Origin of the sequence: Paraburkholderia kururiensis (assembly GCF_034424375.1) — a bacterium.
GTDB lineage: Bacteria > Pseudomonadota > Gammaproteobacteria > Burkholderiales > Burkholderiaceae > Paraburkholderia > Paraburkholderia kururiensis_A.
Map to the genome: position 1 here is coordinate 3,491,985 of NZ_CP139965.1, position 14,702 is coordinate 3,506,686.

Consider the following 14,702-nt stretch of genomic DNA (forward strand, 5'->3'; position numbering starts at 1 on the left):
CCACATCGCGCCCTATACTTGGCTACAGAACGACGACAAACAGTCAAGGGAGACGTGCCATGGTCATCTACGACACGTTCAAGATTTCATACACGATGATTGCGTTCATCTGCATGGCGGCGATTCTCATCGGAGCGCTGCTGGCGGCCATGCATGCGCGTCATCAGTACCGGCCAAACCTGATCGGCGCATTGATCGGCGCGTTGCTGTGCTTCGTTCTGCTCGAGGCGCTGCCGTCTTTCACCTGAACGCCGGTGCCTGCGCCGTGAGCCACGTGTGGTATGTGATTGCCACGCGCACCGACTGCGCGCTTGTCACTTTCGCGCGGCAGTGACCGTGCGCAGGAAGTCCTCCACGTGCGGATAGCGCAGGCGCACGCCTAGCTCCCGCTTGAGGCGCCGGTTCGAAAGCCGCCGTGACTCGCGCATGAACGAGAGCAACGTGGCGTCGAGCGTCTTCTCGGCTTCGTCGCGCGACACGCGTGGCGCACGCGCGAGACCGAACGCGTCTGCCACGCGATCGAAATACTCCGCCATCTTCAGTTCGCTGTCGTCGCTTGCATGCACGGCGCGGCCCGGCCGGCCGTGCGTCGCCATGCGCAGGAGGATGGCGGCAAGGTCGTCGGCGTGAATGTGGTTGGTGTAGACGTCGTCGGCATCGATCAAGGCAGGCGTGCCCTTTTCCAGACGCGCAAGCGGCAGGCGATTTGCCGCGTAAATACCGGGAATGCGCGCGATGCTGGCCCGCACCGCGCTGCGGGCGGTGGCCGCACGCAGTTGCCGTTCCGCGGAAACGCGGCGCATGGCGCGCGCGTTCGCGGGACGCACGGGGCGCGTCTCGTCGATGCTCGCACCGCCGCAGTCGCCGTACACGCCCGTGGTGCTCGCATACACGAGGCGAACCGGCACGCGGCGCACCGGACGGGCGGCAGCCCGGCCCACCCCCTCGGGTACAATAGGCGCCTTGCCGCGCGGCACACCGATTGCGGCGCCCGTTGCGGGAGCGGCCAGCGTCGCGAAGCGGCCCACAAGACCGCCTGCGGACCGACGTCCCCGGAACTGCGCACGCTGCAGATACCGCGCCGGTCGTCGACGCGGCGCGGCAAGCGCGGCCAACAGGGCACGCGTGCGGGTGTCGGCGTCGCCGGCCTTCGGTGGTGGCGCGAGGTGCAGCACGACAGGCGCAAGTCCGGCAAGGCGTGCAAGGCTCGTTCGCACGTCGAGGTCCCCGACCAGCGGAATCGTGCCGGCCGCGCGCAGTTCGCCGGCGCGTGCAGCGTGGCTCGTCAGCGCAAAGACGCGCGAGCGGGGCAAGAGGCGCGCGACGCAGCGCAAGCCGACGTCGCCACAGCCGACAATCAGCACGCGCGGCCGGCGCAAGGTTCGTGTCGCGATCATGGTGGACGCAATTCTAGCCGTCATGCGCGGCGCTCACAGGTTTCCGACTCTTCGTTCTCTTCGTATATGGCATTCAACGTAACGCTCAAACAAAGCGGCCGTCAGTTCCAGGTGGAACCCGACGAGCCGGTGCTCACCGCCGCCCTGCGTCAGGGCATCGGGCTGCCGTACGGCTGCAAGAACGGCGCGTGCGGTTCGTGCAAGGGCTCGGTGGTATCGGGGCAGATCGAACAGGGCGCGCATTCGTCGTCGGCGCTTTCCAACGACGAGCGCACGCGCGGCATGGCGCTCTTCTGCTGCGCAACGGCGCAGACCGATCTCGAAATCGACGTGCGCGAAGTGGCGGGCGTGGGCGACATTCAGGTGCGCAAACTGCCGTGCCGCGTGATGTCGATCGAACGCAAGGCCGACGACGTCGTCGTACTCAAGCTGCAGTTGCCCGCGAACGAACGCCTGCAGTACCTCGCGGGCCAGTACCTGGAATTCGTGCTGAAAGACGGCTCGCGCCGCAGCTATTCGATGGCCACCGCGCCGCACGAGGAAGGTCCCATCGAGCTGCACATCCGCCACATGCCCGGCGGCAAGTTCACCGACCACGTGTTCGGCGCCATGAAAGAGCGCGACATCCTGCGTTTCGAGGCACCGCTCGGCACGTTCTTCCTGCGCGAGGAATCGGACAAGCCTATCGTGCTGCTCGCCTCGGGCACCGGTTTTGCGCCGATCAAGGCCATCGTCGAGCACGCCGCGTTCAAGAACATCGGGCGCCCGATGACGCTCTACTGGGGCGCACGCCAGCGCAAAGACCTGTACCTGATGGAGCTCGCCGAGCAGTGGGCGAAGGACATTCCCAACTTCCGCTTCGTGCCGGTTCTGTCAGAACCCGATGCGGCCGACGCCTGGACAGGGCGCACGGGCTTCGTTCATCGCGCCGTCATCGAAGACCTGCCAGACTTGTCGGGCTACCAGGTGTACGCGTGCGGCGCACCGGTGATGGTGGAATCGGCGCAGCGCGACTTCACGCAGCACCACGGGCTGCCGGCCGATGAGTTCTACGCGGATTCGTTCACGAGCGCAGCCGATCTGGCCAATCCCGTCTAGGCGTGTTTTCGAGCGCCTCGAACACGGCGGGCCAAGCCGCAAAAAAGTGCCCGCCGTGCGAAATTCATGGTTTACACCGGCGTTCGCGTTGTCGTATTCTTTCGCGCATGAACCGCATCCTGTCCGAACTCCGACGTCGCCGCTCGCTGCACCCATAGTGGGGGCCTGGCTACGTCACGGACTCGCGCGCTACTCGCTGCACCACGCGCAAGCTGTTCGAATCATGAAAGCCACGGACGTCCGTGGCTTTTGTTTTTTCCGCTCCCTTTTTCAACCTTCTAGCCCGTTTGCCGGAGCCTGTCGCCATGAAATTCACCGAGTACCCGATCGAGTCGCTGATGTACATCACCAACCGGCCCGAAATCGTTTTCACGCATGGCAAGGGGTCGTGGATCTACGACAACGAAGGCAAGCGCTACCTCGACTTCATTCAGGGCTGGGCCGTCAACAGCCTGGGGCACTGCAACGACGGCATGATCGAAGCGCTCGAAAAGCAGGCGCGCCTGTTGATCAATCCGTCGCCGGCCTTCTATAACGAGCCGATGGCCAAGCTCGCCGGGCTGCTCACCGAGCACAGCTGCTTCGACAAGGTGTTCTTCGCCAACAGCGGCGCGGAAGCCAACGAAGGCGCCATCAAGCTCGCGCGCAAGTGGGGCAGGAAGTTCCGCGACGGCGCCTACGAGATCATCACGTTCAACCACAGCTTCCACGGCCGCACACTCGCCACCATGTCGGCGAGCGGCAAGCCGGGCTGGGACACGATCTACGCGCCCCAGGTGCCCGGCTTTCCGAAGGCTGAGCTGAACGACATCGAGTCCGTCGAAAAGCTGATCGGCAGCAAGACCGTGGCCGTGATGCTCGAACCGATCCAGGGCGAAGGCGGTGTGATTCCAGCCACGCGCGAATTCATGCAGCAGTTGCGCGAACTGACGAAGAAGCACGGCATCCTGCTGATCGTCGACGAAGTGCAAAGCGGCTGTGGCCGCGCAGGCACCCTCTTCGCCTACGAGCTCTCCGGCATCGAGCCCGACATCATGACGCTCGGCAAGGGCATCGGCGGCGGTGTGCCGCTGGCGGCGCTGCTCTCGAAGAAAGAGATCGCCGTGTTCGAAGCCGGCGACCAGGGCGGCACGTACAACGGCAATCCGCTCATGACGGCGGTGGGCTATTCGGTAATCTCGCAACTCGTGGCACCGGGCTTCCTCGAAGGCGTGCGGGCGCGAGGCGAATATCTGCGTGCGAAGCTGCTCGAACTGTCTGCCGAACGCGGATTCGTGGGCGAGCGCGGCGAAGGTCTGCTGCGTGCGCTGCTGCTGGGCAAGGACATCGGCAACCAGATCGTCGAGAAAGCGCGCGTCATGCAACCCGACGGGCTGCTGCTCAATGCGGCGCGTCCGAACCTGCTGCGCTTCATGCCGGCGCTCAACGTGACGATCGAAGAAATCGACCAGATGATGGCGATGCTGCGCTCGGTGCTCGATTCGCTGTAAAGGCCGCCATGACCGACACGACGCTCGTCATTCGTCGCTTCGAGGTTGCGGACACGGAAGCGGTCATCGCGCTGTGGCAAGAGGCGTTTCCCGAGTATGGCGACACGAGCCGGCCGCAGCGCGACCCGCGCCTCTCCATCGCAAACAAGCTCGCGATGCAGCCTGAGTTGTTCTTCGTCGCGACGCTCGAGGCACAGCTTGCGGGCACGGTGATGGCCGGCTACGACGGCCATCGCGGCTGGCTCTACTCGCTCGCGGTTCCGCTCGGCCTGCGTCGGCGCGGCATCGGCACGCGGCTCGTGGCTCATGCCGAGCACGCGCTGACAGCGCTGGGGTGTCCGAAGGTGAATCTGCAGGTACTGGAAAGCAAGCCCGACGTGCGGCGTTTCTATGAAGCGCTAGGCTACGGCAGTGACGCCGTGATCAGCCTCGGCAAGCGGCTGGGTGCGTTGGCGCCGCGGGTTGACGTGGCAACGCAGACGGCGGATTAGTCTCTCTACGGATCGGGCGGAGCTCTTTTAGTGTGCACCGCTTCGATCCGCGCTCTCTCGCTTAGCTGCTCGCGCCCATAGAAAAGGCCGCATGCGTTTGCACACGCATGCGGCCTTTGTCTTCTGTCTCTTGTTGGACGGTTTCACAGCCGATGGCACCGCTCACGGCAACGCCATCGCGTCCATCAGTGCACGTTACCCGTTACTCGCCCAGATACGCCGCGCGCACCTTCGGGTCGTTGAGCATCTGTTTGGCGTCGCCCGACATCGTCACGGTGCCGGAGTCCATCACGTAGCCGCGGTTCGCGGCCTGCAGCGCAAGGCGGGCGTTCTGTTCGACGAGCAGCACCGTGATGCCTTCCTTCGAAATTTCGCGCACCACTTCGAAGATCTTCTCCACCATGATCGGCGAGAGACCCATCGACGGCTCGTCGAGCAACAACAGCTTCGGCTTGCTGATGATCGCGCGCGCCATCGCGAGCATCTGCTGCTCGCCGCCAGAGAGCGTGCCCGCGAGCTGCGTCGAACGTTCCTTCAGACGCGGGAAGAAGCCAAACATGCGGTCGACGTCCTTCTTGATGCCGTCCGTGTCGTTGCGCAGATACGCACCCATCTGCATGTTCTCGATGATCGTCATGCGCGCAAAGATGCCGCGGCCTTCCGGGACCATCGCGAGGCCGCGCTTGAGCAGTTCGTGCGCCGGCACGCCCTTGATCGACTGGCCCATGTATTCGATGTCCCCGGCCGAGTAAGGCTTCAGGCCCGTGATCGCCTTCATGGTCGTCGTCTTGCCCGCGCCGTTTGCGCCGATCAGCGTAACGAGCTCGCCCTGCGCCACTTCCAGGTCCACGCCCTTCACGGCCTGGATGCCGCCGTAATTGACCTGCAACCCCTTGATTTTCAGCATTGACGTAGCCATCAGTGAACCCCCGCGCCCAGATATGCCTCGATCACCTTCGGGTCTTTCTGCACGTCTTGCGGCAGACCCTCGGCGATCACCTTGCCGTAGTCGAGCACTGTCATCCGGTTACACAGGCCCATCACCAGCTTCACGTCGTGTTCGATCAGCAGAATCGTTTTGCCGTCCGAACGGATCTTGTCCAGCAGTCTCGTGAGCTCCACCTTTTCCGTCGCGTTCATGCCTGCGGCCGGTTCGTCGAGGGCGAGCAGCTTCGGGTCGGTGGCGAGCGCGCGCGCGATCTCCAGACGCCGCTGGTGACCGTATGAGAGATTGCGCGACGTGTAGTCCGCGTACTGCGCAATACCCACGTACTCGAGCAGCTCGATAGCGCGTTCCTTGATCTCGCGCTCTTCCTTGCGCTCGGCCGGCGTCTGGAACACGGCGCCGATCAGCCCGTGCTTCGTGCGCACGTGGCGACCCACCATCACGTTTTCCAGCGCGGTCATGCCGCCGAAGAGACGAATGTTCTGGAACGTGCGCGCAATGCCGGCCTTCGCGACCTGGTACACCGCGGTCGGCGTGTAGGCCTCGCCGTCCAGTTTGAATTCGCCGGAGTCCGGCGTGTAAAGCCCCGTGATCACGTTGAAGAACGTGGTCTTGCCCGCCCCGTTCGGACCAATCAGGCCGTAGATCTGGCCTTCCTCGATTTGCAGGCCGACGTCGGAAAGCGCCTGCAGGCCGCCGAAGCGCTTGTTGACGCCCTTCACCGAGAGTCGAATGCTCTTGTTGCTCATATTGTCGTGCTCCTGTGTCGACCCGCGTTGACGCTCTGACGCTTACGCGGGTCCCATGCCTTTACGCGCGCACCGGCTTCTTGCCGTTGCGCTTCGCCAGTTTCGCGATCTTGTCTTCGTGCTTCGGCGCGGGCCACAGGCCTTCCGAGCGGTACAGCATGATCAGCACCATGGCGAGGCCGTACAGCAGCTGACGGATCACTTCGGTATCGACGATCTCGTGGCCGAACACGGCGTTTTGCAGCGGGCCCATCGTCGAACGCAGGAATTCGGGGAACACGGCGAGCAGCACGGCGCCGAGAATCACGCCCGGGATATGACCCATGCCGCCCAGCACCACGCAGGCGAGCACCACGACCGATTCCCAGAAGGTGAACGACTCGGGCGACACGAAGCCCTGGAACGCACCGAACATCGCGCCGGAGAGGCCGCCGAACGACGCGCCCATGGCAAATGCAAGCAGCTTCACGTTACGCGTGTTGATACCCATCGCCTTGGCGGCGATCTCGTCTTCGCGGATCGCAGCCCATGCACGGCCGATGCGCGAGTGCTGCAAACGCGTACACACCCAGATCACGAGCAGCGCGCACAGCACGAACAGGTAGTAGTACATGTACACGGACGGGAACGAGAAGCCGAGGAACGTGTGCGTCTGCGAGAGGTTGAAGCCTGCGACCGTCACCGGGTCGATGCCGGTGATGCCCTTCGGGCCGTTGGTGATGTTCACCGGACGGTCGAGGTTATTCATGAAGATCCGCACGATTTCCCCGAAGCCGAGGGTCACGATGGCGAGATAGTCGCCACGCAGACGCAGCGTCGGCGCACCGAGCAGGATGCCGAACGTCGCGGCAAGCGCCATCGCGATGGGCACGATGATCCAGATCGGAAAGTGCAGGCCGGCCGGCGCGAGATGCGCGATCCAGTCGAACTGCGACGTGAGGTGCGGCGACGAGAGCAGCGCCGCGGTGTACGCGCCCACGGCGTAGAACGCGATGTAGCCGAGGTCCAGTAGACCCGCGAAGCCCACCACCACGTTCAGGCCCAGCGCGAGCATCACGTACAGCATCGCGAAGTCGAGCACACGCACCCAGTAGTTGCCGCCCGCGGCGCCAATGATCATCGGCGCGGCGATCACGAATATCGCGGTGATGACGCCGACCACCAGCGTCTTCGTCACGTTCTTCTCGGGGATGAGCGTCGTGGACGGCTCGATCGGTTGAATTGAAGTCATTTGTTTCTCTCCTCAGAACCCGGATCAGGCACGATCCGCAACACGCTCGCCGAGGAGACCCGACGGACGGAACACGAGCACCACGATCAGCACGACGAACGCGAACACGTCCTGATAATTGCTGCCGAACACCCCACCGGTCAGATTGCCGATGTAGCCGGCACCCAGCTGCTCGATGAGACCCAGCACCACGCCGCCAACCATGGCACCAGTCAGGTTGCCGATACCGCCCAGCACAGCGGCGGTGAAGGCCTTCATGCCAGGAATGAAGCCCATGTAGAAGTGCGCATTGCCGTACTCGGACGCGATCATCACGCCGGCCAGAGCGGCGAGCGCCGAGCCGATCATGAAGGTGGCCGAAATCACGAAGTTCGGATTCACGCCCATCAGGCTCGCGACGCCCGGGTTCTCCGCGATGGCGCGCATCGCACGCCCCAGCTTCGTCTTGTGCACGAGCAGCAGCAGACCGGCCATCACGAGGAACGCAACCACGATGATCACGATTTCAGTCATCGAGATCACGGCGCCCGGCGCGGTGTCCGTGGCCTTGATCACGTTGATCGGATCGGTGGGGAGCAGTTGGGGGAAAGCGAGGGGATTGCGCGACCAGATCATCATCGCGAGAGTCTGCAGAAGAATCGACACGCCGATTGCGGTAATCAGCGGAGCCAGCCGCGGCGCACGTCGCAGTGGCCGGTAGGCCACGCGCTCGATGGTGTAACCCACCACCGCGCACACGACCGCCGCAATGGCGAGCGCAATGATGAGGGTGGGCACGTTGCCGAGACCGGGAAAGTGATTCTGCAGCACGCCGATCGCCGACAGCGCGACCATCGCTCCCACCATCAGTACGTCGCCGTGAGCGAAGTTGATGATGCCCAGAATCCCGTAAACCATCGTGTAGCCCAGTGCGATGATGGCGTAGACGCTACCAAGCACCAGTCCGTTCAGGATCTGCTGGATGAAAATATCCATTTAATACTCCTTAGCCCGTGCGACCGGATTCGCGATCTTCATGCGCCGGTGGGGCGATGGGTCACGGAACCGCAACTGCACTCTCGGGTACTGATAAAAAAACCGGTCGAGGCCAATCCGCCACCGGCACACGCGTTGCCGGCAACAGCGATCCGCGACCGGCGGATGCAAAAACGGCACCGTCCGATGGTTCGGTGCCGTCGGTTCAACAAATCCTTTACAGCTTCGCGACTTCGAGCACGGCCTGAGCCCTGTTCTTGAAGTCATCGAGCGCGAACACGCTTTCGCTTGCCTGCGCACCGCCATTCGCAGGCAGTGCAGCCAAGGGCACAGCAGCGCCCGCGGCCATCCGCTTCCCGGTTGCGCCCGTCTTGCGCGACATCGCCGTGTCGCGCGCAACGCTGCAGGTATTCCTGAGGATGGCCCGCTCTGCGGGCGCGGCATCGTTCGCTGCCAGACGCACCGCCTGCAATTGGGGCAAGGCCGTGCGAGAGGACGAAGTCACAGCAACATGTATGCCATTCGACAAACGCACCGCGACGAAGCGTGCATTCCGAACGAGCCGATCCCCGGGGCCACCGATCCTGATGTCGCATGCACGAACGCGCTGAATCGCCATGTGCGCACTGCTTTCGTTATCCGGGCCTTCATTCACGCCACCGCAAGCCGACGCTGCTGCACGGTCCGCTGTGGCGATGGTCATTCCAGCTGTCATTCCGTCTACCGGTGCTGCGGTCGCGCTTGTTGCGCGCTTGCCCGCCCCGTCGTCGCTATTGCTACTGTCCGCTCCCAACGTCACGACCGCAGCCGCGATGGACACGGCGTAAGTCAACTCGACTCGCATCAAACAGGTCTCCTGCGCCTTGCAAAATCCGTTGTCTACAGACCGCCAGGCCTTCAGAACGCGCGCATTGTAACTCCAATTAAGCAGTGGGCAATATTCTGATCCCGCAGGGTTTTCCTGCATTGCAACCACTTTTTGAGACTTATACCGCCGATGTGTCGCAACCCGGTTGCGACACATCGCTTCACATCAGTTGCGCCATCTTTTGGGTCTTTTGGCATCAATCGTTGCGAGCCGGCTCCCGCTGCGCCTTGCACAGCGGAGATCGCCCGAAAGAAGAGCATCCACGAGCCATGTCGCCGCATATGCACCACAATGAAGCGCGGGGCGTTACGCCACGCTGAACGTCGGCAATTTATAAGGGACGCATCGAATAAAAGGCAGCGGGTCGCCTTGCTGCGAAACCACAAGCGGCCGCCGGTGATACCCGGCGCACTCGCGTTTTGCAGTGATATGGCACCTATTTAATGTCCACTCTCATCGTTGGGCGCCGCAAATGAAAAAAGCGCGCCGATGAGGCGCGCTTCCTGGTTCGCGGGGCGGGCCCATGACGGACCGCCCTTCTATCTTTAAGTGGGGATGACTCGGGTCACGCGGGCAACCCAAGGCCTCGCGGCAAGGGAAAAGCTATGCTCTCCTCGATTCCGTCGAGCGCGCGAACGTTATTCACGCCCAGCTGGTTCAACCGCCGGATCACCGCCTGCGCCAGCGCCTCCGGCGCCGACGCGCCGGCCGTGAGGCCAATGCGGCGCTTACCCACAAGCCAGGCCGGATCGATCTGATCCGGCGAATCCACCATGTACGCCGGCACGCCGCGCTTCTCGGCTACCTCGCGCAACCGATTCGAATTCGAGCTATTGGGACTGCCCACCACGATCACGACGTCGCATTGGGGCGCCATGAATTTCACCGCGTCCTGACGGTTCTGCGTGGCATAGCAGATGTCCTGCTTTTTCGGCTCTCGAATGCCCGGGTACTTCGCCTTGAGCGCCGAGATGATCTCGGCAGCGTCGTCCACGGAAAGCGTGGTTTGCGTCACGAAAGCGATCCGGCTGGCGTCGGACAACTGAAGCGCCTTCACGTCTTCGATGTCCTCGACGAGATACATGCCTGCGCCGACCTGACCCATCGTACCTTCTACCTCAGGGTGCCCCTTGTGGCCGATCATTACCACGTCGAGACCTTCCTGGCGCATCTTCGCCACTTCGATGTGCACCTTCGTCACGAGCGGGCACGTGGCGTCGTAGACGCGCAAGCCGCGCTCCTCAGCCTCCGCACGCACCGCCTTCGACACCCCGTGGGCACTAAAGATCACCGTGTTGCCGGCCGGCACTTCCTCGAGCTGTTCGACGAAGATCGCGCCCTTCTTGCGCAGATCTTCGACGACGTAGGCGTTGTGAACGATCTCGTGGCGCACGTAGATGGGCGCACCGTGAATCTGGATTGCACGCTCGACGATCTCGATCGCGCGATCGACGCCCGCGCAGAACCCTCTTGGCTGGGCCAGCAGGATTTCGGCGTCGGTCAGGGTCGTGTCCGTGGTGCTCATGTATTTACAGGATTCCGATGATTTTGACTTCAAACGCCACCGCCGCGCCGGCGAGGGGGTGATTGAAGTCGAACAGCGCGGAGGTTTCGCCAACCTCCTTCAGCACGCCCGCGTAGCGGCCGCCGTCGGGCGCGTTGAATTCGACGAGATCGCCGGGAGAAAAATCCTCACCAATCATGCCGTTTTCGCGCAGCGTGCCCAACGACACGCGCTGCACCAGATCGGGATTGCGCTGACCGAATGCCTGGCCGGCTGGTAGCTGAAAGGTCGAGTGGTGGCCCACCTTCAGTCCCAGCAAAATGTCTTCCAGCGGCGGCGCAATCTGCCCGGCGCCGATGAGCAGCGTGGCAGGACGGTCCACGAATGTATTGACGATGTCGGCACCATCGGCAAGCGAAAGCCGGTAGTGAAGCGTGACATGGGAACCGGGTTTCACTTCGGAAATGTCGATGATGCTCATGCGGTCTCGTTCGGTCTGAGCGCGCGGCGCGCGCCGGGGCGTGCGTGCGCGGGAGGGGAAAGCGCGTGCCGCGCCGCCTGCAAAGGCTCTATTGTAAGCCACATATCCGGCCCGAGTCGCGCGCGACCGGGCGCCCGGTGTCGGTCGCCCGCGGTGTGCCGCAGACGCCCGGCTGCCGTTGTCCGATCAAGGAGTCGAGGTATGCAAGAAGTCGCCTGCTGGTTGCCGGAATCCGAACACCTCACGGTGCGCGACGAACCGACGCAGGGTACGGGAGTGGCGTATCCCGCCCCGCGCGGGCGCTCGCGCGACATGCCGCGCGAGCGCCTGCGTGAAGCCGGGCCGGCCGCGCTTTCCGACCTGGAACTCGTCGCGCTCGTGCTTGGCACGGGCCTGCCCGGCCATAACGTATTCGTCGTGGCGGAATCGCTGCTCAGCCGCTTCGGTTCGCTGCGGGCGATGCTCGACGCGCAGCCGGAAGAATTTCTCGGCCTGCGCGGCATCGGGCCGGCCAAGGCATCGCAGTTGCAGGCCATCACCGAACTGGCGCGCCGCGCGCTCGCGGAAAAACTGCAGGAACGTCCGCTCATCGACTCGCCCGGCGCCGTGGAAGACTACCTGCGCCTCATGATCGGCGCGCGGCCCTTCGAGATGTTCGTGTGCCTCTTCCTGGACGTGCGGCACCGCCTGATCCGCTTTGAGGAGTGCACGCGCGGCACGCTTACGCGCATGGCGGTTTATCCCCGTGAAATTGCGCGGCGCGCCCTGGTCCTCAATGCCGCAAACCTGATCGTGGCGCATAATCACCCCTCCGGAGCGGTCCATCCCAGTGCCAGCGACCGGCGGCTCACTCGTGTGCTGCGCGACACGCTTACGTTGATCGACGTCCAGCTGATCGACCATCTCGTGATCGGTCGCAGCGAAACGTTCTCCTTCGCGCGAGCCGGCTGGGATTGAATGGCAACACGGGAGGCCGGCAAACCGGCGTAGGAGACGTGCTGGCGGCCTTTCACGGCCTCGTCTGACGAACTGCAAATCGCATTTGATTTTTCGCAGTTTTTTCTGCTAGAATCGCGGTTTGCCTCATTCCAACCCTGTTCCGAAGCCCGTCAACGGGTTTCCAGGAAAGTAAGCGGCCTCTTTCGCTCCATACGCGAAAAACGGCATCGCTGCCCCGGGAAACTTCAGCGGCGTTCGAACTCAGAATTTAAGCGTATTAGGAGTGCTCTCATGGCACGCGTATGCCAAGTAACTGGGAAAGCGCCGATGAGCGGCAACAACGTTTCCCACGCAAACAACAAGACGAAGCGCCGCTTCCTCCCGAACCTGCAAAGCCGCCGTTTCTGGGTTGAAAGCGAAAACCGTTGGGTGCGCCTGCGCGTTTCGAACGCCGGCCTGCGCCTGATCGACAAGAACGGCATCGACTCCGTGCTCGCCGACCTGCGCGCACGTGGTGAAGTGTAAGGAGTAAATCATGGCAAAGGGCGCGCGCGACAAGATCAAGCTGGAGTCCACGGCTGGCACCGGTCACTTCTACACGACCACGAAGAACAAGCGAAACATGCCGGAAAAGATGGAGATCAAGAAGTTCGATCCCGTCGTCCGCAAGCATGTGACGTACAAGGAAACCAAGATCAAATAAGGTCTGGTTTCGAGCCTGAAGACGAGGAAAAGCCCCGCTAACCTGCGGGGCTTTTCCTTTATGGGCGCCCGGATTCGCACGGCGCTTCCTGTCCGCTGCTCCTTGGCCTGCCGGCTGGTTTTCCCACTTTCCGTCAACAGGGTATGCTTGCTGACTTACCGGTGCATGATGACGGCGCGCGAGCGGCCCATGCGCCGCGGTAACAGCACAACAGATGGAGAAGCGGGACATGAACTTCGATGTGGCGATTGTCGGCAGCGGCCTCGCGGGCCTGACCGTCGCGCTCAATCTTGCAGACACGCGGCGAGTCGCGGTCATCGCCAAGCGCTCGATGATCGAAGGCGCGAGCGACTGGGCGCAAGGCGGCATCGCCGCCGTGCTGGATTCGGCGGACAGCGTCGAGAACCACGTAGGCGACACGTTGGTAGCCGGCGCAGGACTCTGCGACGAAGCTGCCACGCGATACATCGTCGAACACGGTCGCTCGGCGATCGAATGGCTGATCGCGCAAGGCGTGCCCTTCACCCGGGACGACGCCGCCGAACTTGGCTTTCACCTCACGCGTGAAGGCGGCCACAGCCATCGGCGCATCATTCACGCGGCGGATGCCACGGGCCACGCCGTTGTCGCCACGCTCAGCGAACTCGTGCGGCGGCACCCCAACATCACCCTGCTCGAAGATCACCACGCGATCGACGTCATCACGTCCGACCGCCTCGGCCTACCCGGCCGCCGGTGTCACGGCTTGTACGCACTGGACGTGAACACGGGTCGCACCGTCACCGTCGAAGCACCGCACACGGTGCTCGCCACCGGTGGTGCCGGCAAGGTTTATCTGTACACGACGAACCCCGATACCGCGACGGGCGACGGCATTGCCATGGCCTGGCGTGCCGGGTGCCGTGTGGCGAACATGGAGTTCATCCAGTTCCATCCCACATGCCTGTTCCATCCTTACGCGAAGTCGTTCCTGATCTCCGAAGCGGTACGCGGCGAAGGCGGCCTGCTGAAGCTGCCGGACGGCACGCGTTTCATGCCGGCTCACGACGAGCGCGCCGAACTCGCCCCCCGCGACATCGTGGCGCGCGCCATCGACTTCGAGATCAAGAAGCGCGGCATCGATTGCGTTTATCTCGACATCAGCCACCAGCCCGCCGAATTCCTGCGCGAGCACTTTCCCACCATCCTCGCGCGTTGCCTCGAATTCGGCATCGACATCACGAAGCAGCCTATTCCGGTTGTGCCTGCGGCCCACTACACGTGCGGCGGCGTTGTTACGGACCTCGCGGGGCGCACCGATCTGGCCGGGCTCTACGCGGTCGGCGAAACGTCGTGCACGGGCTTGCACGGCGCGAACCGGCTGGCCAGCAATTCACTGCTCGAGTGCCTAGTGATCGGCCGCGCAGCGGCGGCCGCCATCTGCGAGGAGGGCTTCGGCGCCATGGCACATGCGCCGCTGCCGGATTGGGACGAAAGCCGCGTATCGGACGCGGACGAGGAAGTGGTGGTCGCGCACAACTGGGACGAACTGCGTCGGCTGATGTGGAACTACGTGGGCATCGTGCGCACCGACAAGCGGCTCACGCGCGCGAAGCACCGCATCGAACTGCTGCGCGACGAGATCCACGAGTACTACGCGAACTTCAAGGTGAGCCGCGATTTGCTGGAACTACGCAATCTGGTGGATGTGGCATCGTTGATCGTGGACAGCGCACGTTCGCGGCGCGAAAGCCGGGGGCTGCACTACAGCCGCGACTGGCCCGCCGCGTTGCCCAAAGCGCTGCCGACGGTGCTGTCGCCGGAGCGGGTGCGCAATCGCGCAGCGTAGCT

General features: G+C 63.5%; 16 protein-coding genes. 8 read left to right on the forward strand and 8 right to left on the reverse strand.

Annotated features, from left to right (window positions below; genetic code table 11):
* The first annotated feature begins 59 nt into the window (after nt 1–59).
* Nucleotides 60–248 carry a hypothetical protein gene (locus tag U0042_RS15530; RefSeq protein WP_114814689.1) on the forward strand — a complete coding sequence of 63 codons (189 nt, stop codon included), beginning with the start codon at nt 60–62 and terminating at the stop codon, nt 246–248.
* Between the two features lie 66 nt (nt 249–314).
* On the opposite strand, the gene U0042_RS15535 is transcribed toward U0042_RS15530, so the two are convergent.
* The gene (locus U0042_RS15535) at nt 315–1,397 is read right to left on the reverse strand and encodes an NAD-dependent epimerase/dehydratase family protein (RefSeq protein ID WP_114814690.1); all 1,083 of its coding nucleotides are present in this window, start codon (nt 1,395–1,397) and stop codon (nt 315–317) included.
* Between the two features lie 66 nt (nt 1,398–1,463).
* On the opposite strand from U0042_RS15535, the gene U0042_RS15540 reads away from it, so the two are divergent.
* The 3 genes from U0042_RS15540 to U0042_RS15550 all read left to right on the forward strand — a co-directional run bounded on the left by U0042_RS15540 (nt 1,464) and on the right by U0042_RS15550 (nt 4,476).
* Entirely contained in the window at nt 1,464–2,495 is a 1,032-nt protein-coding gene (locus tag U0042_RS15540) for a CDP-6-deoxy-delta-3,4-glucoseen reductase (protein ID WP_114814691.1), read from the forward strand.
* A gap of 305 nt (nt 2,496–2,800) precedes the next feature.
* Nucleotides 2,801–3,985: an acetylornithine transaminase gene (locus U0042_RS15545; RefSeq protein ID WP_114814692.1), complete on the forward strand. Its 1,185-nt coding sequence runs from the start codon at nt 2,801–2,803 to the stop codon at nt 3,983–3,985.
* 8 nt (nt 3,986–3,993) lie between these two features.
* Nucleotides 3,994–4,476, forward strand: a complete 483-nt coding sequence (locus tag U0042_RS15550) for a GNAT family acetyltransferase (protein ID WP_114814693.1) — start codon at nt 3,994–3,996, stop codon at nt 4,474–4,476.
* 202 nt (nt 4,477–4,678) lie between these two features.
* Here U0042_RS15550 and U0042_RS15555 read toward each other — a convergent pair whose 3' ends face one another.
* From U0042_RS15555 to U0042_RS15585, 7 genes are all read right to left on the reverse strand, one after another.
* A complete protein-coding gene (locus U0042_RS15555) occupies nt 4,679–5,395 on the reverse strand; it encodes an ABC transporter ATP-binding protein (protein WP_114814694.1) in 717 nt (238 codons plus the stop codon).
* On the reverse strand, nt 5,395–6,171 hold the full coding sequence (locus tag U0042_RS15560) for an ABC transporter ATP-binding protein (protein WP_114814695.1): 777 nt from the start codon (nt 6,169–6,171) through the stop codon (nt 5,395–5,397). Before U0042_RS15560 ends, U0042_RS15555 begins: the two co-directional genes overlap by 1 nt.
* A gap of 61 nt (nt 6,172–6,232) precedes the next feature.
* The gene (locus U0042_RS15565) at nt 6,233–7,402 is read right to left on the reverse strand and encodes an ABC transporter permease subunit (protein ID WP_114814696.1); all 1,170 of its coding nucleotides are present in this window, start codon (nt 7,400–7,402) and stop codon (nt 6,233–6,235) included.
* 24 nt (nt 7,403–7,426) lie between these two features.
* Nucleotides 7,427–8,377 carry a branched-chain amino acid ABC transporter permease gene (locus U0042_RS15570; RefSeq protein WP_114814697.1) on the reverse strand — a complete coding sequence of 317 codons (951 nt, stop codon included), beginning with the start codon at nt 8,375–8,377 and terminating at the stop codon, nt 7,427–7,429.
* A gap of 217 nt (nt 8,378–8,594) precedes the next feature.
* Nucleotides 8,595–9,080: a hypothetical protein gene (locus U0042_RS15575; RefSeq protein ID WP_157977904.1), complete on the reverse strand. Its 486-nt coding sequence runs from the start codon at nt 9,078–9,080 to the stop codon at nt 8,595–8,597.
* A 730-nt stretch (nt 9,081–9,810) separates the two neighbouring features.
* Nucleotides 9,811–10,770, reverse strand: a complete 960-nt coding sequence (gene ispH, locus U0042_RS15580; RefSeq protein ID WP_114814699.1) for a 4-hydroxy-3-methylbut-2-enyl diphosphate reductase — start codon at nt 10,768–10,770, stop codon at nt 9,811–9,813.
* 4 nt (nt 10,771–10,774) lie between these two features.
* Entirely contained in the window at nt 10,775–11,230 is a 456-nt protein-coding gene (locus U0042_RS15585; RefSeq protein WP_114814700.1) for an FKBP-type peptidyl-prolyl cis-trans isomerase, read from the reverse strand.
* Nucleotides 11,231–11,431: 201 nt separating this feature from the next.
* Here U0042_RS15585 and radC point away from each other — a divergent pair, with 201 nt between their 5' ends.
* The 4 genes from radC to nadB all read left to right on the forward strand — a co-directional run bounded on the left by radC (nt 11,432) and on the right by nadB (nt 14,700).
* Nucleotides 11,432–12,187 (forward strand): RadC family protein, encoded by a 756-nt coding sequence (gene radC, locus U0042_RS15590; protein ID WP_114814701.1) that lies wholly within the window; start codon nt 11,432–11,434, stop codon nt 12,185–12,187.
* Between the two features lie 273 nt (nt 12,188–12,460).
* On the forward strand, nt 12,461–12,694 hold the full coding sequence (gene rpmB / locus U0042_RS15595) for a 50S ribosomal protein L28 (protein WP_026121846.1): 234 nt from the start codon (nt 12,461–12,463) through the stop codon (nt 12,692–12,694).
* A 10-nt stretch (nt 12,695–12,704) separates the two neighbouring features.
* On the forward strand, nt 12,705–12,872 hold the full coding sequence (gene rpmG, locus U0042_RS15600; RefSeq protein ID WP_017776793.1) for a 50S ribosomal protein L33: 168 nt from the start codon (nt 12,705–12,707) through the stop codon (nt 12,870–12,872).
* Nucleotides 12,873–13,101: 229 nt separating this feature from the next.
* Nucleotides 13,102–14,700 carry an L-aspartate oxidase gene (gene nadB, locus U0042_RS15605; RefSeq protein ID WP_114814702.1) on the forward strand — a complete coding sequence of 533 codons (1,599 nt, stop codon included), beginning with the start codon at nt 13,102–13,104 and terminating at the stop codon, nt 14,698–14,700.
* Nucleotides 14,701–14,702 lie beyond the last annotated feature (2 nt).